This is a genomic window from Pseudomonas sp. Pme6b, from assembly GCF_058129925.1.
In genome coordinates this window covers 1,291,403-1,313,036 of the sequence record NZ_CM176704.1, presented here as the reverse complement: position 1 = coordinate 1,313,036, position 21,634 = coordinate 1,291,403, and the positions used below count along the sequence as shown (strand labels likewise).

Here is a 21,634-nt window from a genome sequence, read left to right as displayed (position 1 = left end):
TCAAAAAGCGAAGGCTGGTTTTATCAGCGACTCATCATGCTTGCCGCCTGCTCCGTCGCTTCAGTCGTTCGAGTCGCCAGCTTGCGCACTTCGTCAGCTACCACCGCAAAGCCCCGTCCAGCTTCCCCGGCACGTGCAGCTTCAATCGCGGCATTGAGCGCCAGAAGGTTGGTTTGGCTGGCAATGCTCTGGATAGTGCCGACTATCTGGGTCAGTTGAGTGATGTTCTCTTCCAGGTTTTTCTGATGCTGTGCTTCGGTGTCGCGAAGAGCATCCTGCTCATGCTTCAAATGCACATCCACCAACGCACCGACCACCCTCAGCGGAATACCTTCGGGATTGCGACGAGTCTGGCCGCGTGCACGGAACCAGCGGTACTCGCCGGTTTTCATCTTCAGGCGGTACTCGATATCGAACGGCGTCTTGCCAGTCCGGTCATTCAAGTGCGCACCGAATGCCGTCAGACTGCGCTCCTTGTCGTCAGGGTGCAGCCGTGATGCCCAGCTATCCAGTACGTCAGGAAACTCTTCGACTGTTTCGAAACCCAAAAGCCGCCTGAACTGTGGAGACCACCAGAACGGGTTTCTCGCATTGACCGGGTCGCCAGCAATGACCTCCATGTCCCAGAGCCCGTCGGAGAGCATCTCCCGGGCCAGTTCGAATCGGGTAATGATCACATCGTGTTCCAGATCACGTTCAAGCTCATCGTGAATATCACGAAGCGAGCCGGCGACACGCAGCGGCGTTCCGCGTGCGTCTCTTAACGTTTCGCCTTGGGCATAGAACCAGCGATAAGTGCCGTTCTTCATCGCCAGACGATTCTTGACTCGGTACGGCGTGTTACCCGAGCGATCATTCAGATGCTTGGCAAATGCGTCGAGCGTGGCTTGTTTATCCTGCGGATGAAGCCGGTCTGCCCAGCTCGCCAGTACGTTAGGGAAATCTCGCTCGTCGTTAAAACCGAGAAGCGTGCGAAGTTGCTGCGACCACCAGAATCGATTGTTCGGGTTGACCGGATCGCCTGCTACGACCTCCATATCCCAGAGGCCCTCGCTCGACGCACGGTTGACCAGATCAAAGCGGGTCTCATAAGCGGCGGCCGAGGCAGAGGCTTCACCCAGAAGGTGGCGGGCGGTTTCCAGTTCCTGCTCAAGATCGGCGATACGTTGCTCGTCGAGACCACGCTGGGCACTCAGCGAACTCCAGCACTCAAGTACGCTGTTCTCTTCAGCGCAGCCTCTTACCACCGGCTCGCCAGCCCCCTTGAGAGAGGCAATAAGTTGTTGAAGGGCTTTTCTGTCACGACGTGGTCGGAATAAGTGAAACATGCACAGGGCTCTCAAAATAAAGTCAGATTTGCCGAGTCCCTGGCATGTCACTTCTTTATCGACATGCCGTGCGGTTTCTGAATCGTCAGATTGCAATCAGGTAATGGTCACTTGTTCCAGAATCAACTTCACGGCTTGCTGATAGGTTTGCGCCCCGGCCATCAACTCCGCTACCCAGCCGCAACCGGACTTCTCCAGATGAACTCGCCAATCACCGGGCCAGTTCTCAAGCCCGGCCAGGTTCAGAAATATACAGCCACCCCGCTCAGCATGCCCGCCGGTAATTGACTGTTCAAAACAGAACGGTTTATCGGCTCCGGATGTGTCGACACTGAATAGGTACACATCGTGTTTCGGGTCCTCAAGCGAAGGCGCGCAATTGAGCTGACTGATCAGCTTCAACATTTTTCAATCTACTCCTGGCTATATGATTGACTGTGACGTCCATTACTTCGGGAATGCAGTTCGCGACGGTTTACGTCGCGAAGAGGACGCAGAGCGTCCAGACCGGCATGCCGACGCGGAGCGTCGCACGATAGTTGAGATTATCGTCCCCTACGCTCACCCCCTCGCTCCAAACCTGCGCAACACCACAACCCCAAGCAGCGCCGATAACACCGACCCGATCAGTACGCCCACCTTGACCTCATCCACCAGCTCCGGTGCGCCCGGGAAGGCCAGTGCGCCGATGAACAGGCTCATGGTGAAACCAATACCGCACAGCGCCGCAACGCCATAAAGCTGGCCCCAGTTGCTGCCGTCCGGCAAGCGGGCCAGGCCCGCGCGGATGGCCAGTGCAGCGAGGGCGAAGATGCCGACCTGTTTGCCGATCAGCAGCCCCAGCGCGACGCCCAACGGCACCGGGTCCAGCAGTTTGTCGACAGTGATGCCTGACAGTGAAACGCCGGCATTGGCGAATCCAAAAACCGGTACGACGGCAAAGGCCACCCACGGGTGCAGTTTTTCTTCCAGATGCAGCAGCGGCGAGCTGGCTTCTTCATCGGGTTTGCCGAGCGGAATGCACAGTGCCAGCGCTACGCCCGCCAAGGTGGCGTGAATACCGGACTGGAGCATGAAGAACCACAGCAGCGCGCCGACAATCAGGTAAGGCAGCAGCTTTTTAACGCCCAAGCGGTTCAGCGCAACGAGCACGGCGATGGAGCCAAGTGCGGCCAGCAGCATGGGAATGGACAGATCGCTGGTGTAGAACAGCGCGATGATCAGCACAGCGCCGAGGTCATCGAGAATTGCCAGTGCCGACAGGAATATCTTCAGCGACAACGGCACACGCTTGCCCAGCAATGACAGCACACCCAGGGCGAATGCGATGTCGGTCGCTGCCGGAATGGCCCAGCCGCCAATGGTGTCTGACTGGCCCCAATTGAATGCCACGTAGATCAACGCCGGAACCACCATGCCGCCCAGCGCCGCGAAGCCCGGCAAGGCGCGCTGGCTCCAGGACGCCAGCTGGCCGGCCAGCATTTCGCGCTTGATCTCCAGGCCCACCAGCATGAAGAAGATTGCCATAAGGCCATCGTTGATCCAGTGCGCTACCGACATCCCGGCGAGCACGGTATGCAGCGCTGCAAAGTAGCTGTCGGCCAGCGGCGAGTTGGCGACGATCAGAGCTGCAAGCGCAGCTGCCATCAGGATCAGACCGCCAGCGGCCTCAGCGGCGAAAAAGCGCTTGATGAACGCCAGCGCGCTCGGGGATTCGGTACGGGGGGTGGGGTTGTGCATGCAGGGCTCCGCAGGGTACAGCGCAAAAAGGCCGCAACCTTACCACTCGCAGAGCCTGCCACAGCGCAGGTAAACCTGAGGATACAAATTAACGCGCATGCCCATCATGGCTTGAGGAATCAGGGCTCCTGTCTGCCAGACAACAGCCCTGCCCGCTTCACTTCTTGACGGTTTCTTCAAGCGTGAACCGGCCCAACGGGTTCTGGCCGAAGTGCTCGATGTTCTTGCGTGAAACACTGATGTAAGGGCTGTAGTACAGGTCGATCCAGTTGACGTCGGCTTTGGCCATTTTCTGCAGGTCGATGTACATCTGCTCACGCTTTTTGGGGTCCATTTCAACCCGTGCAGCAGCAACCAGCTCCTTGACCTTCTCGTTCTTGTAACGGGTCATGTAGTTGTTGTTGGTGTCATGGCCAAGCACGAAGGTGGTTTTCTGATCCGGGTCGAGGATGTCGTTGGTCCAATACATCACGGAGATGTCGTAGTCACCGGCAATCAGCATGTCCCAGCTCTGGCTCGGGTCGACTTTCTGTAGCGTGGTGGTTACGCCAACCTTGGCCAGCTGCTGTTGCAGCATGACCGCAATTTGCTCGTCGACTTCGTTGCCAGCATTGACTACATAGTTGAGCTTCAGGTCTGACGCACCGGCATCCGCCAGCATCTGTTTGGCCTTGACCGGGTCATACGGGCGTTGCAGGTTATCGGCGTAGTGATACAGCGCGCCCTTGGGAATGTAGGAATTGGCTACTGTGCCCAGCCCGAAGGTGGCGGCCTCGACCAGCGATTTCTTGTCGATAGCCATGTCCAGTGCCTGGCGTACCTCAGGCTTGGCCAATGCGCCGTGCTCATGGTTGAGCAACAAATGATCTTCACGGGTGGACGGGTCAAGGTGAACCACCAGATCAGGGTTCTTTTTCAGGTTTTCGACACGGGAGAACGGCACATAGATCGCTGCATCCAGTTCGCCCTTCTGGACCATCAGCATACGGGTGTTGTCATCCGGCACCGAGATCCACTCGACACCATCCAGGCTGACGCTCGGCGCTTCCCAGAAGTCGGGGTTCTTCGCCAGGATCACCCGATCACCGCGCCGCCATTCTTTCACTGTGAAGGCTCCCGAACCGACAGGCTTTTCGGCGTAAGCCTCTTCGCCCAGGGTCTTCATGGCCTTCTCGGAGAGAATCGACACGTTGGGCAGCGCCAGTTGCGAGAGAAACGAGGCCGATGGATTCTTCAGGGTGATGACCAGCGTACGCGGATCTGTTGCGACGGCTTTGTCGATAATCTTGTAGGAATCGCTCCACAGCGAGCCCTTGTCGTCGCGAATTCGCAGCAGGCTGAATACAGCGTCGCTGGCGGTCAGCTCCGAGCCATCAGAGAATTTGGCCGGGCGTATCTTGAGTGTATAGGTCAGCCCGTCAGGCGAAATCGACCAGCTTTCGGCCAGTCCTGGCACCAGCTTTGTACCCTTGTCGTCAACCCGGATCAGCACATCGTAGACGTTGGAAAATACCCAGTTGTCGATGTTTTGCGCGCTTTTGATCGGGTCGAAGGTAGTGCCGTCCTCACGACGGCCGATGGTCAGCACGCCCGCGGCTTCCGCCACTCCCGCTGCCAGGGAACAGGCCGCCAGCATGGCGACGGTCAGCATTTTCATTGGTCGAGCTTTCATACAAATGAACTCCTTGCCGGTGTCGGGACAGATGTTTGTTGTAGGTCTGGATCAAAAAACGGGTGCATCAAGTACACAGTCGTAGCGCTGCTCGCCGACATGCCGGGTGGGTGGCGCGACGCTGGAGCAGGTCGGTCTGGCAAACCGGCAACGCGGATGAAAGGCGCAGCCAGCGGGTAAATTCAGGGGGCTGGGGGGCTCGCCCTGCAAGGGTTCACCGGGCAGCGGACGATCCGGATCAATCTCCGGAATAGCCTGGATCAGCGCCGCGGTATACGGATGACGCGGTTTGAGAAAGACCTCTTCGACCGGGCCCTCTTCAACGATTTTGCCCAGGTACATCACCGCCACCCGGTCACACAGGCGGCGCACGATGGCGAGATCGTGAGCAATGAACAGAATTGCCAGGTTCATGCGCTGGCGTAGTTCCAGCAGCAGGTTAATGATCTGCCCCTGAATCGACACGTCCAGCGCCGCCACACACTCGTCGGCGATGATCAGCCGCGGCTCGATGGCCAGTGCGCGGGCAATGCCGACACGCTGACATTGCCCGCCGCTCAAGGCACCCGGTTTGCGTTCGGCAAATTCGGGGCGCAGACCGACCATGTCGAGCAACTCGATGACCCGCGCCGGAATCTCGGATGCGCTGACCTTGCGTTGCACTTTCAGCACCTCGGCCAATGTGGCACCGACGGTCATGCGCGGGTTGAGCGAGGAAGACGGGTCCTGAAAGATCATTGCTGTTTCACTGCGCAAACGCTGCAGACTGATACCGCTACCCTGGGCCATGTCGACGTCATCGAAGACGATCTGCCCGGAAGTAATGTCGTTCAGACGCAGAATGGCGCGCCCCAGCGTGCTCTTGCCGCTGCCAGACTCACCCACCAGCCCCAGCGTTTCACCCTCACAAATGCTCAGCGACACACCGTTGACGGCATGCACCCAACGCTTATTGAGACCCATGAAGCCTGATCCGGGGGCCGGGAAGCGCACCACCAGATCGTTGACGCTCAACAGCCTGTAGCCGCTCATGATACGGCCCCTCGGGAATCTGCCAGCGGATAGTGACAGGCCGCTTCATGGGCAACCCCCATCGACCGCATCAGGGGGAGCGTCTCGACGCAGCCTGCGCCCGCATGACCGCAGCGCGCATGAAAACGGCAGCCAGCGGGCAGCGCATCGAGCAATGGCGGCTGTCCGGGAATGGTGCGCAGCAGGCCACTGCCCGCGCTGCTGGCAGGCTGGCAGTCGATCAGGCCGCGGGTGTAAGGATGACGGGCGCGGGCCAGCACGTCGCGCTTGCTGCCGTGTTCACACAAGCGACCGGCGTACATCACCGCGATGGAGTCGCAGGTTTGCGCTACAACGCCCAGGTCGTGGGTAATCATGATCAACGACAGCCCGTGACGGTCACGCAGGTCCAGTAACAGCCGCAGGATTTGCGCCTGCACCGTCACGTCCAGCGCGGTGGTCGGTTCGTCAGCGATCAGCACCTGCGGCCCGCAGCCCAGCGCCACGGCAATCATGGCGCGCTGGCGCATGCCGCCGGAAAACTCATGGGGAAAGTTATCCACACGCGAAGCCGGGTCGGGAATGCCGACCTGACGCAGCAGATCAATCGCCTGCGCCCGAGCCTCACGTTTCGAAGCCCCTTGGTGCAGACGAAAGCCTTCGGCAATCTGCTCGCCGATACGCATCAGCGGGTCCAGATGACTGCTGGGGTTCTGGAAGATCATGCCGATCCGCCGCCCGCGCATGGCACGCATGCCGGCTGCATCGAGTTTCAGCAGGTCGACATCATTGAGCAGCACCGAACCACCGCGCACGTGCAGGTCCGGCGATGGCATCAGTTGCATCAATGCCCGGCAAGCCATGGTCTTGCCAGAGCCACTTTCGCCGACCAGCCCGAGAATCTCGCCCTGCTGCAGATCGAACGACAACCGGTCGACCAGCGTTACCTCGCGCCCCCGACTGTTCGCAATCACGCTCATCTCGCTGACTTTCAGCACCGGCGTACTCATTGCCGCTCTCCGAGGGTTTCGGCAACGCCGTCCGCCAGCAGGCTGAAACCCATGGCCAGCGTCACGATGGCCAGCCCCGGAAAGGTGCAGATCCACCACGCAGACGTCAGAAACGCCTGCCCCTCGGCGACCATCGTGCCCCACTCAGCCAACGGTGGTTGCACGCCCAGGCCCAGGTAGCTGACCGAAGCGCCACTGAGCAACACCAGCACCGCATCGGACATGGAAAACACAATCGAGCCGAACATCGCGTTGGGCAGCAGATGGCGAAACAGAATACGCAGGTGACCAAACCCCAGGCTCTTGGCCGCCAGGGCGAAATCGCTTTCCTTGAGGACCAGAATCTGTGAACGGATCAGCCGCGCATAAGACACCCAGCCCACCAGCGCCATGGCGATGTAGAAACTGCTCAGGCCAGGGCCGAGAATCGCAATGATCGCCAGCATCAGCACCAGAAACGGAAAGGCCAGAACGATATCGATCACGCGCATGCACAGGTTGTCGAAGCGACCGCCTATATAGCCCGACAATGCGCCTACAAACGTGCCGATGATGAACGGGAAAACCACCCCGAGCACACAGATCTGCAGGTCGATGCGTGCCGACCAGATGACTCTGGACAGAATGTCGCGACCAAAATTGTCGGTGCCGAACGGATGCGCGAGGTGCGGCGCGAGCATGCGCAGTTCGGTGTTCTGGTAAATCGGGTCATAGGGTGCCAGCCACGGCGCGAAGAGTGCCAGCAGCAGCCACACGCCAAGCAATGAGGCACCCAGCAGCATCGCCAGTCGGCCGTTGCGCAAGCGCAGGCGAAGCCGCGAACGCCAGTGTGGGCGCAGATGGACGTGGGCGATGGTCATTTGATGTTCACCCGCGGGTCTATCGCGACAGTGGCCACATCAGCGAGAAAGTTGACGATTACCGTGGCACAGGCGAGCACCATGGCTACCCCCTGCACCACCATGTAATCGCGACTGAAGATGCCGCGCACCAGCAGCTGGCCGATGCCGGGGATGGCAAACAGGCTTTCGATAACGACAGTGCCGCTGATCAGCCAGCCGATGTTCACTGCCAGCAGGTTGATTGACGGCACCAGCGAGTTGGGCAATACGTGACGGCGAAACACTGCGCCCTCACTGACGCCACGTGCCCGCGCCGCAGTGACATGATCAGCCAGCAGTTCCATGAGCATGCTGGCGCGCAGGTTGCGAATCAGCACTGCGGACAGAGCCAGGGCAATGGTCAGGCATGGCAGCACCATGTGGTGGGCCTTGTCCAGCCAGTCACTGCCGTAACCTGACACCGGAAACCAGCCAAGCTGCACACTGAACAGCAGAATCAGCATGATGCCCAGCCAGAATGCCGGCATGCCCAACCCCGTGGTGGTGAAGACACGAATCAGGTTATCGCCCCAACTGCCCTTGTTGCGTGCAGCGACCGTGGCCAAAGGCACGGCGATCAGCAGAGCCAGCAGGACGCTGCCACACACCAGAAATACGGTAGGCTCCAGCCGGGTAACGATCAGTTTGAGCACATCGATCTTGTACAGCAGCGATTTACCCATATCGCCCTGCAAGAGGTTTTTCATGAAGTACACATACTGCGTCCACAAGGGTTCATCCAGCCCGTATTGGGCGCGGATGTTGGCCAGTGCCTGCGGTGTGGAACGTGCGCCCAGCAGAATGCGCGCCGGGTCACCGGGGATCGAGCGCACCAGAATAAAGGTCACCAGACTGATGCCGAACAGCACCGGCAGCAACTGCAACGGACGCTGGAGAATAAAACGATAACGACCCAGATTCATCAGACGCCCCGATGCTGTGACAGAGAATTCAGCAGGACCGGAAAGTACGCCGCCACCCCTTTCACGCAAAAGGGCAGAGCGAAGTTGTAGTCGAACATTGACCATCCGTCGACTTTGATTGTTTTGCGCTCATCCGCCTTGCTCGCATACCCCATCGCACCTCACCTTTGCGGACGTCGCTCATGGCCTCAACCCTATCGCGCAGCGCCATGGCAAACAGCTAGCAATTCTTATAGGTTTTACACGACTGACAGCCGGTTGGACGCAGGCGTGGCACTGTCCTTGCTAATTGCTATATTAAGCCCCCTACACCGGCTCTATGACAAAGGAGGTCAAGCCATGCATATCAGGTTGTCGGATTTCAATTCGCGTCTGCAATCGGCATCTACAGTGGATCAGCAAATGGATTGCGCACTGTTACTGGCCTCGGATCTAGGATTCGATGCAGTGATTTACGATTACAGCCCGGTGCCTGTGTCCCATGATGGAGCACTGATCACACCTTCGTTGCTTTCATTGCGCAACACCCCGGCAGATTGGCACGCACTCTGGTGCAGCCAGGGGTACTACCAGATCGACCCGGTGCAACACCTGGCCGTGGCCAGCGTTTCGCCTTTTGTATGGTCATACCAGCCCAAGGCTGAAACGGTGCTGCAAACCTTTATCACCGACATGCACAAGCCGGTGGTGCGCTATCTGCATGACTCACACATGACGTGTGGCGTGACAGTGCCTATCCACATGCCCAAGGGCGGTTTTGCCACCCTGACAGGCCTGTGTTCCGACAGCAGCGACGCTGCACTGGAAGATGCCCGGCAGAGCCTGGCCGAGTTCGGTCTGCTGGCTCAGGCCTTTCAGGAAGTCGCCTACCCGCTGTTTGACCAGAAGATGCGCTCCTGTAATGCGATCAAGCTCACCCGCCGTGAGCGTGAATGCCTGAGCTGGTCTGCCGAAGGGCTGACGGCCAGGGAAATCGCCGATCAGCTCAACCGTTCGGTCGCCACGGTGACGCTGCATCTGAATTCGGCCATGCAGAAACTGGGTGCCAAAAACCGTGTGCAGGCAGTCGTGCGTGCCGTTCACTACCGTTTACTCGACCAATGACCGGTTCATCAGCCAAAACCTATCATTTTCTATAGTTTTAAGATGCCACGCGCAGCGCTATGGTGCCCCGAACTATCCAGCAGGGACAGGCGACATGGCAGACATGACGATCAAGGAAGGTTTTGCGCCGTTCGGCGACTATCAGACGTGGTATCGCGTCACCGGCAACTTGCAAGGCCCGCGTACACCGTTGGTCATTCTGCACGGCGGCCCCGGCTGTACCCATGATTACGTGGACTCGTTCAAGGACCTCGCCAGTACCAGTCAGGCGGTGATCCATTACGACCAGTTGGGTAACGGAAAGTCGACTCGCCTGCCCCATGAGAGTCGCGAATTCTGGACAGTCGATCTGTTCCTGAGAGAGCTGAACAACCTGCTTGCCCACTTGGGCATCGAAGGCAATTACGCGTTATTGGGCCAGTCGTGGGGCGGCATGCTGGCTTCGGAGCATTCGGTGCTCCAGCCCAAAGGGCTGAAAGCGCTGATTGTCGCCAACTCCCCGGCAGATATGCAGACCTGGGTAAGCGAGGCCAACCGACTGCGCGAGGACTTGCCTGAAGCTGTGCAAGCTGCGTTGCTCAAGCACGAACAGGCAGGAACGTTGACTGACCCTGAGTACCTTGAAGCATCGCGGGCATTTTATGACCGTCATGTATGCCGCATCACACCCTGGCCGGACGAGGTGAAACGCACCTTTGACCAGATCGACGCGGACCCGACCGTGTATCACGCCATGAATGGCCCTACCGAGTTTCACGTTATCGGCACCCTGAAAAACTGGACCATTGTCGACAGGCTGGAACACATCAAGGTCCCGACATTGGTGATTTCGGGGTTTTACGACGAAGCCACCCCACTCGTGGTGAAACCCTACGTGGAGAACATCCCTGACGTTCGCTGGTCGGTGTTCAGAGAGTCCAGCCACATGCCCCATGTGGAAGAAAGAATGGCGTGCATGGGCTGCGTAGCAGGTTTTCTGGATAAGTTATCTGTGGCCGCTACCGTGTCAGCGGCTTAGTCCTGCAGTCCCGACTGAACACAGACCTCAACCCCCTACAACTAGAGTTAATACTTTAGAAATAGTGAACTGTGTAAACCGTTAACATTATTCACTCTGTGACGGGGACTTTTAGCGCCTGATGCTTAACAGAACCCACATGGCATTATGTCCATCATGAAATAACTTTCATCGCGATTAATTAAAGCTCCTCAGGCGTCAGCAGAAAAACAGATATCGGAAAGGAACGTATTGCCCTTCCGCCTGTTTTGCCGCTGGAGGCAACCATGAACATCAGATCGCTGAATATTTCACGCAGGGCATCCCTGTTTTTTGGCGTGATTACCTTGCTGCTGATTGGCCTCGGAGGATTCTCCTACGTGCAGATCGACCATCTGCGCACGGCCGAGCAGAACATCGAAGAAAACTCGTTGCCCAGCATTCAGGTCGTCGACGACATTCAGATCGCCCTGCTTCACGCTCGTCTGGAAAGCATCAGGATGCTCGCCAGTACGGATCCTGCCGTGCATAGCACAGCAGAAGCCAAAGCCCGGGAAGCGATAGCGGCGCTCCGGTCGAACAGCGAGTTTTATCGGAAAAATCTGATTTCGGGCGAAGCCGACCGTGCGCAATTCGAAGACGCCAACAGCAAGATGGGGGCCTACATCGACGGCGTGAAACAGATCATCGCCATGGACAGCTCCGATCATGAAAAAGCTGTTTCCTTTGCTAACGCAGAACAGGTTCAGCGCGCCAATGCCTATCAGGAAAAACTCACCACCCTGCGTGGGCACAACGCTGAAGAAGCCGTGAGCTCCGGAAAAGATGCAACCGACGTGTACAACCACAGCGTCAATGTATTGCTGACCGTTGTTATTGCAGCGTCCCTTCTGACTGTGGTTCTGGCGATTACCCTGACACGCAGTATTGTCGATCCGCTCAACGCTTCCCTCAAACTGGCAGAAGACATCGCCGCAGGCGACCTGACCCGGCAACTGGGCATTACCGGCAGCGACGAAGCATCACGCTTGATGACGGCCCTCAACACCATGTCGGGGAACCTGCGTACCACCATTCATGAGATTTCCGGCGCATCCGCCCAATTAAGTACCGCTGCCGTCGAGATGACGTCAATCACCGAAAGCGCCGACCGTACACTGCAGCAACAGAACAGCGAAATCGAACAGGCCGCCACTGCTGTAAACGAAATGAGTGCTGCCGTAGAAGAGGTCGCTCGTAATGCTACGTCTACCTCCCAGGCCGCCCAACAATCCAGCCTCTCTGCCGATCTGGGCAACCAGCGCGTGACCGAAACCCTGACCGCCATGCACAACCTGACCGGCCTGGTCGAGGGCTCCTCTGCACAAGTCACTGCCCTGGCCGGCCAGGCACAGGACATCAGCAAAGTGTTGGGCGTGATTCGCGGAATTGCCGAGCAGACCAACCTGCTGGCATTGAACGCAGCCATCGAAGCCGCGCGTGCCGGTGAACAAGGCCGGGGGTTTGCCGTGGTGGCTGATGAAGTACGCGCGCTGGCGCACCGCACACAAACGTCCACTCAGGAAGTCGAACAGATGATCTCGGCGATTCAGGCCGGTTCTTCGGCCACAGTCGAGTCCATGCAGAAGAGCACTCAGGAAGTCCACAGTACTCGCAAGACAGCAGAAGACGCCGGGCAATCGCTGCGCCAGATCACCGACTCGGTACTGGAGATCAATAATCGTAACCTGCAGATCGCTGCGGCATCGGAACAACAGGCGCATGTAGCACGTGATGTAGACAGAAGTCTGATCAGCATCCGTGATCTGGCCGTACAGAGCAGCGAAGGCACCCGGCAAACACTGATTGCCAGTACCGAACTTTCGCAGTTGGCAGTCAACTTGAATGATCTTGTACTGCGCTTCAAGACATGATGCGAAACGGGATCCATAACTATCAGGCATGGCGACAGGACAGCGGATTCGTCTGTTGCACCTTTTCATAGCGCTAGTGCCATTTCTGGCAAAAAAAACAATAACAAAATGCCAGCACTCGACTGCCATTAAAGTTGCATTTCATGTGTTTCATTAACGATACAAATACCTTCTATCAGGTATGATGCGCGCTACTTTAATACGGGAAGTATGAGGTATGCCGTGCAGAATCATTGTGGCCGACGATCACCCGCTGTTTCGTGAGGGCATGCTGCGTACTATCGAGCGGCTGATACCCGAAGCGATTATTGAAGAAGCAGCCAATCTGGATGAAGTACTCACCCTCGCACGCCGGGGTGATGAGGTCGACACACTGGTGCTAGACCTGCGCTTTCCGGGGCTCACTTCGATGCAGACCATCGGCAGCCTGCGCAGCGAGTTCAAACGCACTTCAATCATTGTCGTCTCGATGGTCGATGATCTGGACACCATTTCACAGGTCATGTCTCAGGGTGCGGATGGCTTCATTGGCAAAAATATAGACCCCCTGGAAATTGCCGAATCCATCATCGCCATCCGCGATGGCGAAGTGGTGGTCAAGTACAAGCCCGAAGGTTCGTTACTGAGCGATCTGGACTCTGGCGCAATCAGCCATCTGACCGTGCGTCAAAGAGAAGTACTGGGGCTTGTGGCGTCGGGAAAAACCAACAAGGAAATCGCCAGGGATCTGGGTATTTCACCCTTTACCGTGCGTATTCATGTCTCCAGCCTGCTCAAGGCGCTTGGTGTGCCCACCCGATCGGCTGTCGCTGCACAGTTTTCCAGCCTGGCCGGCAAACAGCACTGAGACGGTAGCCGTCATGTCATTACTGCCCCCACGAATAGATCTGGAAATGACTCAGGCGCTGCTGCGCATGGCGGTCATTGCCACATCGATCCTTTACGCACTGATCGCGTATGGGATGGGTGAAATGTCAGAGAACAAGCTATTTGTGATCCTGGCTTATTGCATGGGCTTCGGCGTCGTCACGGTGGGGCTGATCATACGCATTGCCCAGCGCCCGGGTGCCTCCGGCAGACGACGTCTGTTTGCCCTGGTGACCGATAATCTGGCGGGAATCGTAACGATCTCGGTTGGCGGCGAGGCCATGTTGCCGGTGTACTCGGTAATGCTGAGCATGACGGTCGGCTACGGCATGCGCTATGGGCGCAACTACCTGCTGCTGGCAACCGGCTTTTCCATGATTTCGTTGATGATCATCATCGTGCTCACGCCGTTTCTGCGTGAACACCATGCTGTGGCCGTCATGATGATCCTGACCATGCTGGTCCTGCCGCTGTTTGTCTATTTTCTGCTTGGCCGACTGCACATGGCCCTTGAAGAAACCCAGGCGGCCAATCAGGCCAAGTCAAGGTTTCTGGCACAGGCCAGCCACGACCTGCGCCAGCCGATCCACTCCATCAGCCTGTTTACCGCCTGCCTGCGCGATGCGCCTTTGGGCGATAACGAACAACGTCTGGTAAATAACATCGACCGGGCATTGAGTGCGGTAGAACAACTGTTTCGTTCGTTGCTGGACATCTACACCCTCAACCAGGGCGAAGTCGCACCGCGCCCCGAATCAGTCGACCTGGATGCACTGCTCAACGGGCTGGCCGCGCAGAACAGCGAGGCTGCTACCTGGGCTGGCGTGGATATTCGCGTACACAGCGGCAACCATCACGTCTGGACCGACCCGGCATTGCTGCGCACGCTGTTGCAGAACCTTGTCTCCAATGCTTTCAAATACGCGCCGGGCAAACCGATTCTGATTGGCTGTCGCCGGCAAAAAAGCACAGTCAGCATTGGTGTTTATGATCGGGGTCGCGGCATACCCGCAGAGCACTTGCCGCACTTGTGCAACGAGTTCTATCGCGTCCGCGAGAAGCGTGACCGCGACATTGAAGGTGTTGGCCTGGGGCTGAGTATCGTCAGCCGTATCGCCAGGCTCATGAATCTGCGGGTCAATATCAGTTCAGTGCCCGAGCGCGGCACTGCGGTAACCGTCAGCGGCCTGAAAGCCGTGGCCGCCAGCCAGCCGGTGAACAACATCGAAATCAACTGGAATACCCGCCTGCTTTCCGGTCTGCGCGTCATGCTGATCGAAGACAATCGCAACGTGCTTGAAGCCACCGCCATGTTGCTACGCAGATGGGGCTGCGAGGTACAGACCTTCAGCAGCATCCCCGAGATCAGTGTCGACTGTGATCTGGTAGTCACTGACTTCGATCTGGATCGTACGGCCTCGGGCGCCGACTGCATTGCCTACCTGAGCGGGCTGCAGGGAAGACGCATACCCGCCATCGTGATTACCGGCCATGAGCTTTAGCACGTCCGGCAGACGCTGAACGATCCGGATATCCCCGTTCTTTCAAAACCGGTGAGGCCGGTCGAACTGCGCTCGCTGCTGCTGAGTTTCAAGGCCGGTTCGGCGGTGTACTGACAGTCGTTGGAATGTGTTGCTTGCAGACGTTGGGCAGCGAGCTGTGGTCAATCAGTTGTGAAGCGCTCAACCACATTGCCCTTGAACTTGATGAAGATACGCGTAATCGACGCTTTTCTTCCGGTAGCTTGCGTGCCGCTCAGTGTGCTTGCGTCGCCCATTATTTCCTGTGCATCGCCCATACGCGATTGCCCTTGAAGCAAGGTGGATGCTGCGTCTCCAGAACCATATCGGTTAGAGTACTTGACCGCCATCTTGGTCAATGAGTTAAGACCTGATTCGTTACGGTCGTAGTACCACTCAGAGCTGTTATCGGACACATTGTCCTGCGCCGAATAAGGCGCACCAAACGCCTGGCGAATCTGTTCCTTGGTCGACTTGCGGGCAATGATGTTGGCTTTTATATAGTCAGGCGCATATTTGTAATAACCGGTCAGGGTATCGAGCGGGTTGCCGCCACCGGTCGAACAGGCCGTCATGGTTGCTGTGACCAGCGTAATCGCCGCCAACCCCCTTATGTTTGCCAAATGGCGAGAAATACCCATGCGCGCTCCCTCTGAAAACAAAGTCTGTTGTGAGTGATCCGTTTACACCACTGCAAGACCTGTTACGGTCGCGCACGCGCGGCCGGCGACGTTATAAAAACGTCGTCTGCCATCGACAAGTCAGGGTGTTATTCAGCGCGTTAGCTTAAGTGGCCGACCCAGGGCCAGCCATAGTACGGATGTACTAGTAACAGTACGGATGTACTGCCTCTGCAGATTTACAACTTTCTCAGAAACGGTAAGTCGCCCCCACGCCCAAAAAGCTGGCGCGGTTCTGATAGCGCGCGCTGTAACTGGCCAGCGCATTGGCACGGCTGACATCAACGCTTTCTTCTTTAAGATAGGCGTAGGCAACATCAAGGGTCAGTTCTTTGCTGACGTCATAACCCGCCCCCACACTGAAGATCGTACGGTCGCCGGTCGGTGTGCGTGGCGAGCGATTGGTATTGCTGGTCGGTGACTGATCCAGACGGATGCCGGTACGCAACGACCAGTGTGAATCCAGTCGATACGATGTGCCGAGCGCATAGGCCCAGGTATCGTGCCAGTCCAGCCCGCCAGCGATAGCGCCAGACAAGGACGCAGCAAGTATCCCTCCACGCGCAGGGCTGATGTTCTCGGTGCTGAAACTCAGGTCCTTCATGCGGCTCCAGCGCGTCCAGGTCGTCCCCGCATAAAGTGTCCAGGCATCGGTGAGCTTCTGGGTGACTGACAGCTCGTAGGATTCAGGAGTATCGACCTGTAGCGAGCAGTCATAGCGATTGCTGCTCAGCAACTGGGCTGGCGTACCGGCACCTGTGGCAACCTCGGTGTGGCAATCCAGGTCGTAGCGCACTTTGGAGTGGTAGGTCAAACCAGCCTGCGTGGTATCAGTCAGGCTGGCCAGAACGCCGATATTGAAGCCCAGCGCGACATCCTTGCCCTTCACCTTCACATTACTGTCGGCGATGGCCGGGTTAAGCGTCAGGTCCGACTCCAGCGAGCCGGAAAACTGATTGATGGTCGGCCCGAAGCCCACCGATACCCTGTCATTGAAGGCATAACTCAATGTCGGTTGCAGGGTCAGAACTTTTGCATCGCTCTTGCTGGCAAAGGCGCGCCCTTGAAAACCGCGTTCGTAATCCGTCGCCAGGCCGAACGGCACGTACGCGCCAAGGCCGATGGCCCAGTGTTCATTCAGCCTGCGAGTATAAAAACCGAACGGGATGGCCTTGAATGGCACCATGTCGCCATCGTTGCTGCCGCTCGAACGTCCACTCGCGTGGCTGATATCCGTCGATGCATCGATAAAGGTAGCGCCACCGGTGACCTGCTGGCCGGCCAGACGCGCCATGCCTGCAGGGTTGCCGTATACCGTGCCGGCATCTTCGGCGGCAGAGGCCCGGCCCGCAAACGCTGTGCCCATGCCGCTTATACCTTGCTCGTTAAGCGCAAAGCCACCTGCATACAAGTGCGTGGAAATCATGGCAACCGTGAAGCCCAGGGTCGTCTTGTGCATGGTGTTCAATGCTCGCAGTAAAGGGGGTCCGGTCAACCCGTTTGAAGGGGAAACTGCCTGCATACACCTGCAAAGTGTTTTCAGGCATTCCATGCGCTGGCAAACCTGCGATTTTATCAACGCAAAAATAGGATCCCTATAGTACACATGTACTAGTACACACCTCCTGGATAAGTCCTTAACGTTGACAAGGGCATTAAACTCGTTAAATAGTTGGAGGCGAGGAACACAATATTTTATGTAAGCCACGATCAGGTATGGCACGATCACTTCCTGCACAAGATCGGCAGCGCCAGGCGTACTGCCAAGGCTGCATCAGTGCTTTTATGACCAGGGTGACGCATTTTGAACAACAAATTGACTTCAGCAGAGCTGGCAGTCATCAGTGAGATCGAGGCCACTTCCAGCCTGTTAAGGCTGGTGACCCGGCTGACCGGCCTGAGATTCGCGGCAATTGCCAAAGTAACCGAAACCAGCTGGACGGCATGTGCCGTGTACGACGAGATCAAGTTCGGACTGGAGGCCGGTCACGAGCTCAAACTGGAAACCACGCTGTGCAATGAGTTACGCCAGCACAAGCGTCCTATCGTAATCAACGAAGTTGCCACGGATGCGGTCTACGCAGAGCACCCCATCCCGAAACTCTACGGTTTTCAGAGCTATTTCTCGTTGCCGATCATTTTCCCCAACGGAGACTTTTTCGGCACGCTGTGCGGTCTGGACAACCTGCCGACGCCACTCGACGACGCCGATACGCTAGATACCCTGAAAGTCTTCTGCACGTTGATCGCCAGCACGCTGTACGCGCACTACCAACTGCAGGAAATGCAGGAAGTCACTGCTTAAGGCATGGAATGCCTCAGGTGCGCAATTGCCGTTCCATGATCAATGTGCGCTCCTCCCCTTCCTGATGCTCTCGCACCAACCTGAAACCCAGCGCCTTGTAAAACTCCTGCGCAGTCAAGGATGACGGCACAATCAGCAGCCCTATATCAATCTCCAGGGCGACACGTTCCAGCTTTGCCATCAACAAACGCCCGACGCCCCGACGATGCCAGTCAGGGTCGACAAACACCGAGCGCACAACCTGACCCTCCAGGCTGACAGTTCCGACAACCACCTCCCCCGCCACCGCCACAAACATCCGACGTTGCTGCATGAGCCGCTCAATGGCAGACGGGCTGAAACTCAATTGCACGCGCTCGATCACCCTGACCGGGTAATCCCTGGCATTGCTGGTGCGCAAGGCAGCCAGCACCACTCGACTGATGGCGTCAGCGTCTGCTCTCCGTGCGGGTCGAACCTTGATGTCCATTTTTCGTACCTGGGCAGATAAACCGCACATGAAGAGCACAGTGAAAGCCGGCTTCGTTGATACCGAGCCATGACCGTTTTGCTGATGTGCAACCAAACGACGAATGGCATTTTTTGTAACACTCTGCATACAAACGAGCAGGCCCTTTATCTTATGGGGCTGCGCGACCGATAACGCTTAAAAAGTAGCCGTCTGCGGCCGATTAACCTGTACTTCGCCTGTAATTGAATTTTTTTCATCTGTTAAAGTCGGCTCCGTGATGTCATATAGTCATCACCGAACACCCATCGAGAATTTTATGAACGCCAGTGCCCCCATTCCGCTGAATGAAACGCAACGTCTGTTGCGCATCAGGGAGCTGTGCGTACTTGAAAACACCTCTGACGACGTGTTCGATGAAATCGTGGCGATGACCGCCGATTTCTTCCAGACGCCGATTGCGTTGATCTCGATTGTCGATGAACACCGTCAGTGGTTTCGCGCCAGAGTGGGTTTGAATGCCCAGGAAACGCCACGCAACGTCTCCTTCTGTGCTTACACGATCCTTTCCGACTCGCTGTTTGAAATTCCGGATGCGACCCTCGACGACCGGTTCATGAACAATAGCCTGGTGACCGGCCACCCCGATATTCGCTACTACGCGGGTGCCCCGCTGATTACCGATGACGGCATCGCTCTGGGCAGCCTGTGCGTGATCGACACCAAGCCGCGTGAACCGATGAGCGAGCATCAGACGCAGATGCTCAAGCGTTTCGCCTCATTGGTCATGAAACGCATAGTCGGCTTGCGTCTCAGTTGCTTCATTGACCAGCCGACCGGCTTGTATAACCGCTCACGTCTGCAGGAAGACATCCATCAGGCACTGGCATCGAGCGTTGATTATCAGTTGGTCGTGGTGGACATGATCACCTCCGCGTTCCTGAACGACATTGTCAAGGCTCTGGGCTACAGCTTCTCTCAGGACCTGGTGACAGAAATCAAGAGCCGCCTGGAGCATCTGCTGCCGCCAACCTGTTCGCTGTACAAGGTCAGCCCTACCCGCTTCGGCTTTCTGCTGCCCGGAGAAAGAGCGCCTGATCATCTGTTTCGTACCATTCTCGAAGACTTCGAGACACCGGTAGAATGCCGGGGCATCCCGGTGCAGATGCAGGTGGGTCTGGGGGTTGTCACCCTGAACCGCGACCCGACCGAAGAGCAGGACTGGATGCGCATGGTCATCAGCGCTGCCGATGATGCCCGCGACCGGAATCTGGGCTGGGCGATGTATGAGCCGCACTTCGATGCCGCCCAGCAACGTGCTTTCAAACTGCTCAGTTCGTTGACCAGCGCAGTCCACTCGCATGATCAACTGCGCCTGGTCTACCAGCCGCGCATCGACCTCGCCTCTGGCTTGTGCACCTCGGTAGAAGCCTTGCTGCGCTGGAACCACCCGACGCTCGGTCCCATCGGACCTGCCGAATTCGTGCCGCTGGCCGAGAAAACCGCACTCATGCGTCCGCTGAGTCTGTGGGTGCTGACAAGCGCAATCGAGCAGGCCGCGCGCTGGCAGCAACAAGGCTTCGATTTCCGTATTGCGATCAACGTCACCCCGGAAGACCTTACCGGTCCGGCTTTCACTGACCGGATGATTCGCCTGCTGGGTCAGCACAAGATCGACCCCACACGCTTTGAGCTGGAGTTCACCGAGGGCGCGTTGATGCACAACCCGGCCGAAGTGCGTCACCAACTGGAACGCATGCGTCAGATGGGCATGGATGTGGCGATCGATGACTTTGGTACGGGCTACAGCAACTGGAACTACCTGCGGCAATTGCCCGCGACCACCGTCAAGCTCGATCAGTCGCTGATTCGCAATCTGGCTTCCGACAAGACCGATCAGCGTCTGGTCAAGGCACTGATCGGTCTTGCCAAGAAGCTGGGTTATTGCGTGGTGGCCGAAGGCATCGAAACAGACGACATTCGCCGTCTGGTCAAGCAATGGGGTTGTGACGAGGGTCAGGGCTATCTGATTTCCAAGCCTATGGAAGCCGAAGCCGTACTGAACTGGCTAGGCCCTGACCGCCGCCTGCAAACGGTCACTGAAGCCGCCGAAGCCGCCGTCATCCGCGACAAACGGTTATAACCTTAGAACACTTCTTCATAACCGTTTGCAACACAAGCCGTTATGCTGCCCGCCACTTTTTGCCTGATGCGTTTGCTTGAATGGGTTGGTTATGGAAGCGGGTGGTCTGGGGTTTGTAGTTGCAGGGTTGGTAGTCGGTTTTATCGTTGGCATGACCGGGGTCGGCGGCGGCTCGCTGATGACGCCCATTCTGTTGTGGTTCGGCATCAACCCAGCCACAGCGGTCGGCACGGACCTTCTGTATGCGGCGATTACCAAATCCGGCGGGGTTCTGGTACATCGCAAGAATGACAACATCGACTGGAAAGTCACCGGTCTGCTGACCCTGGGCAGCGTCCCTGCCGTGCTCCTGACGCTGTGGTTCCTGAGCACGCTGCACACCGCACCTGAGGCCCTGAACGCGATCATCAAGCAGGCGCTGGGCTTTGTGCTGCTGCTCACTGCCCTGGCCGTTCTGCTCAAGAAAAAGCTGCTGGCCTTCGCTCATGGTCGCTGGGACGGGCATTCGTTTTTCAGCGGTACGAGCCTGACTGTATTAACGGTCATCACCGGTTTGATCCTCGGCACCATGGTCGCACTGACCTCCATTGGTGCGGGCGCGCTGGGTACCGTGGCGTTGTTCATCCTCTATCCATTGCTGCCGACCCGGCGTCTGGTGGGTACGGAAATCGCCCACGCCGTCCCTCTCACGCTGGTTGCAGGTCTGGGCCACGCGAGCATGGGCAACATGAACTGGGAATTGCTGGGCTGGCTGCTGATGGGCTCATTGCCGGGCATTTACCTGGGCAGCCACATGGCGGGCCGCGTTTCCGACGACCTGCTGCGGCCTTTCCTGGCCATCATGCTGGGCATGATCGGCTTCAAGCTGGTGTTCTGATCGGCGCCTATCCATCAGCCTGTCACATTTCTGAGTCAGGCTTGCCCACGAACACAGTCTCGAAAGCCGCAGAGCCGGTTTGCCTGCAGGCCGTGCGCACTCATCGGGAATTGTAATTTTTTGTAGCGAGACACCGATTTTCGGCGCAGGATTTCGTGCGTCAGCTTCAGCGCCGATGACCCGGCACAGACTTACCCTCACTTGAAAGGAGATGC

General features: G+C 57.5%; 17 protein-coding genes and 4 pseudogenes. 9 read left to right on the top strand and 12 right to left on the bottom strand.

Annotated features, from left to right (window positions below; all coding sequences use genetic code 11):
• Positions 1-29: 29 nt before the first annotated feature.
• The 9 genes and pseudogenes from AC4ANE_RS05930 to AC4ANE_RS05890 form a co-directional block, all read right to left on the bottom strand.
• Positions 30-296, bottom strand: a pseudogene (locus tag AC4ANE_RS05930) (methyl-accepting chemotaxis protein); the annotation flags it as partial.
• Positions 297-317: 21 nt separating this feature from the next.
• Positions 318-1,037, bottom strand: a pseudogene (locus AC4ANE_RS05925) (PAS domain-containing protein); the annotation flags it as partial.
• A 387-nt stretch (positions 1,038-1,424) separates the two neighbouring features.
• Positions 1,425-1,733, bottom strand: coding sequence for a hypothetical protein (locus tag AC4ANE_RS05920; protein WP_002555159.1), 309 nt, complete (start codon positions 1,731-1,733; stop codon positions 1,425-1,427).
• Positions 1,734-1,889: 156 nt separating this feature from the next.
• A complete protein-coding gene (gene nhaA / locus AC4ANE_RS05915; RefSeq protein WP_031597071.1) occupies positions 1,890-3,068 on the bottom strand; it encodes a Na+/H+ antiporter NhaA in 1,179 nt (392 codons plus the stop codon).
• 157 nt (positions 3,069-3,225) lie between these two features.
• Entirely contained in the window at positions 3,226-4,740 is a 1,515-nt protein-coding gene (locus tag AC4ANE_RS05910) for an ABC transporter substrate-binding protein (protein WP_002555161.1), read from the bottom strand.
• Between the two features lie 51 nt (positions 4,741-4,791).
• On the bottom strand, positions 4,792-5,772 hold the full coding sequence (locus tag AC4ANE_RS05905; protein WP_002555162.1) for an ABC transporter ATP-binding protein: 981 nt from the start codon (positions 5,770-5,772) through the stop codon (positions 4,792-4,794).
• Positions 5,769-6,761, bottom strand: coding sequence for an ABC transporter ATP-binding protein (locus AC4ANE_RS05900; RefSeq protein ID WP_002555163.1), 993 nt, complete (start codon positions 6,759-6,761; stop codon positions 5,769-5,771). The genes AC4ANE_RS05905 and AC4ANE_RS05900 overlap by 4 nt, the downstream gene beginning before the upstream one ends.
• Positions 6,758-7,621 carry an ABC transporter permease gene (locus AC4ANE_RS05895; RefSeq protein WP_031597072.1) on the bottom strand — a complete coding sequence of 288 codons (864 nt, stop codon included), beginning with the start codon at positions 7,619-7,621 and terminating at the stop codon, positions 6,758-6,760. Before AC4ANE_RS05895 ends, AC4ANE_RS05900 begins: the two co-directional genes overlap by 4 nt.
• Positions 7,618-8,565, bottom strand: coding sequence for an ABC transporter permease (locus AC4ANE_RS05890; RefSeq protein ID WP_002555166.1), 948 nt, complete (start codon positions 8,563-8,565; stop codon positions 7,618-7,620). Before AC4ANE_RS05890 ends, AC4ANE_RS05895 begins: the two co-directional genes overlap by 4 nt.
• 339 nt (positions 8,566-8,904) lie before the next feature.
• On the opposite strand from AC4ANE_RS05890, the gene AC4ANE_RS05885 reads away from it, so the two are divergent.
• The 6 genes and pseudogenes from AC4ANE_RS05885 (at position 8,905) to AC4ANE_RS05860 (ending at position 15,062) form a co-directional block, all read left to right on the top strand.
• The gene (locus AC4ANE_RS05885) at positions 8,905-9,669 is read left to right on the top strand and encodes a LuxR family transcriptional regulator (protein WP_002555167.1); all 765 of its coding nucleotides are present in this window, start codon (positions 8,905-8,907) and stop codon (positions 9,667-9,669) included.
• Between the two features lie 94 nt (positions 9,670-9,763).
• Complete coding sequence (locus AC4ANE_RS05880) at positions 9,764-10,687, top strand: proline iminopeptidase-family hydrolase (protein ID WP_002555168.1); 924 nt, start codon at positions 9,764-9,766, stop codon at positions 10,685-10,687.
• Between the two features lie 266 nt (positions 10,688-10,953).
• Positions 10,954-11,721: pseudogene (locus tag AC4ANE_RS05875) on the top strand (MCP four helix bundle domain-containing protein); the annotation flags it as partial.
• On the top strand, positions 11,698-12,579 hold the full coding sequence (locus AC4ANE_RS05870) for a methyl-accepting chemotaxis protein (RefSeq protein ID WP_369812046.1): 882 nt from the start codon (positions 11,698-11,700) through the stop codon (positions 12,577-12,579). The pseudogene AC4ANE_RS05875 and the gene AC4ANE_RS05870, both read left to right, overlap by 24 nt.
• Positions 12,580-12,796: 217 nt before the next feature.
• Positions 12,797-13,426 (top strand): response regulator, encoded by a 630-nt coding sequence (locus AC4ANE_RS05865; RefSeq protein WP_002555170.1) that lies wholly within the window; start codon positions 12,797-12,799, stop codon positions 13,424-13,426.
• A gap of 46 nt (positions 13,427-13,472) precedes the next feature.
• Positions 13,473-15,062: pseudogene (locus AC4ANE_RS05860) on the top strand (hybrid sensor histidine kinase/response regulator).
• Between the two features lie 47 nt (positions 15,063-15,109).
• On the opposite strand, the gene AC4ANE_RS05855 reads toward AC4ANE_RS05860, so the two are convergent.
• Positions 15,110-15,607 (bottom strand): hypothetical protein, encoded by a 498-nt coding sequence (locus AC4ANE_RS05855; RefSeq protein ID WP_057442596.1) that lies wholly within the window; start codon positions 15,605-15,607, stop codon positions 15,110-15,112.
• Between the two features lie 229 nt (positions 15,608-15,836).
• Positions 15,837-17,105, bottom strand: coding sequence for an OmpP1/FadL family transporter (locus tag AC4ANE_RS05850; RefSeq protein ID WP_005734217.1), 1,269 nt, complete (start codon positions 17,103-17,105; stop codon positions 15,837-15,839).
• 345 nt (positions 17,106-17,450) lie between these two features.
• On the opposite strand from AC4ANE_RS05850, the gene AC4ANE_RS05845 reads away from it, so the two are divergent.
• Positions 17,451-17,951: a GAF domain-containing protein gene (locus tag AC4ANE_RS05845; protein WP_002555174.1), complete on the top strand. Its 501-nt coding sequence runs from the start codon at positions 17,451-17,453 to the stop codon at positions 17,949-17,951.
• Between the two features lie 13 nt (positions 17,952-17,964).
• Here AC4ANE_RS05845 and AC4ANE_RS05840 read toward each other — a convergent pair whose 3' ends face one another.
• Entirely contained in the window at positions 17,965-18,420 is a 456-nt protein-coding gene (locus AC4ANE_RS05840; protein WP_460408755.1) for a GNAT family N-acetyltransferase, read from the bottom strand.
• Between the two features lie 298 nt (positions 18,421-18,718).
• Between AC4ANE_RS05840 and AC4ANE_RS05835 the strand changes: the two genes are divergently transcribed.
• Positions 18,719-20,542, top strand: a complete 1,824-nt coding sequence (locus AC4ANE_RS05835) for a sensor domain-containing phosphodiesterase (protein WP_002555176.1) — start codon at positions 18,719-18,721, stop codon at positions 20,540-20,542.
• A gap of 91 nt (positions 20,543-20,633) precedes the next feature.
• Positions 20,634-21,419, top strand: a complete 786-nt coding sequence (locus tag AC4ANE_RS05830) for a sulfite exporter TauE/SafE family protein (RefSeq protein ID WP_460408983.1) — start codon at positions 20,634-20,636, stop codon at positions 21,417-21,419.
• Positions 21,420-21,634: the final 215 nt, after the last annotated feature.

Bases quoted from the DNA above. Each gene is read 5' to 3' on its own strand.
- AC4ANE_RS05920 (WP_002555159.1), bottom strand. From the start codon at position 1,733: ATGTTGAAGCTGATCAGTCAGCTCAATTGCGCGCCTTCGCTTGAGGAC.
- nhaA (WP_031597071.1), bottom strand. From the start codon at position 3,068: ATGCACAACCCCACCCCCCGTACCGAATCCCCGAGCGCGCTGGCGTTC.
- AC4ANE_RS05910 (WP_002555161.1), bottom strand. From the start codon at position 4,740: ATGAAAGCTCGACCAATGAAAATGCTGACCGTCGCCATGCTGGCGGCC.
- AC4ANE_RS05905 (WP_002555162.1), bottom strand. From the start codon at position 5,772: ATGAGCGGCTACAGGCTGTTGAGCGTCAACGATCTGGTGGTGCGCTTC.
- AC4ANE_RS05900 (WP_002555163.1), bottom strand. From the start codon at position 6,761: ATGAGTACGCCGGTGCTGAAAGTCAGCGAGATGAGCGTGATTGCGAAC.
- AC4ANE_RS05895 (WP_031597072.1), bottom strand. From the start codon at position 7,621: ATGACCATCGCCCACGTCCATCTGCGCCCACACTGGCGTTCGCGGCTT.
- AC4ANE_RS05890 (WP_002555166.1), bottom strand. From the start codon at position 8,565: ATGAATCTGGGTCGTTATCGTTTTATTCTCCAGCGTCCGTTGCAGTTG.
- AC4ANE_RS05885 (WP_002555167.1), top strand. From the start codon at position 8,905: ATGCATATCAGGTTGTCGGATTTCAATTCGCGTCTGCAATCGGCATCT.
- AC4ANE_RS05880 (WP_002555168.1), top strand. From the start codon at position 9,764: ATGGCAGACATGACGATCAAGGAAGGTTTTGCGCCGTTCGGCGACTAT.
- AC4ANE_RS05870 (WP_369812046.1), top strand. From the start codon at position 11,698: ATGACGGCCCTCAACACCATGTCGGGGAACCTGCGTACCACCATTCAT.
- AC4ANE_RS05865 (WP_002555170.1), top strand. From the start codon at position 12,797: ATGCCGTGCAGAATCATTGTGGCCGACGATCACCCGCTGTTTCGTGAG.
- AC4ANE_RS05855 (WP_057442596.1), bottom strand. From the start codon at position 15,607: ATGGGTATTTCTCGCCATTTGGCAAACATAAGGGGGTTGGCGGCGATT.
- AC4ANE_RS05850 (WP_005734217.1), bottom strand. From the start codon at position 17,105: ATGCACAAGACGACCCTGGGCTTCACGGTTGCCATGATTTCCACGCAC.
- AC4ANE_RS05840 (WP_460408755.1), bottom strand. From the start codon at position 18,420: ATGGACATCAAGGTTCGACCCGCACGGAGAGCAGACGCTGACGCCATC.
- AC4ANE_RS05835 (WP_002555176.1), top strand. From the start codon at position 18,719: ATGAACGCCAGTGCCCCCATTCCGCTGAATGAAACGCAACGTCTGTTG.
- AC4ANE_RS05830 (WP_460408983.1), top strand. From the start codon at position 20,634: ATGGAAGCGGGTGGTCTGGGGTTTGTAGTTGCAGGGTTGGTAGTCGGT.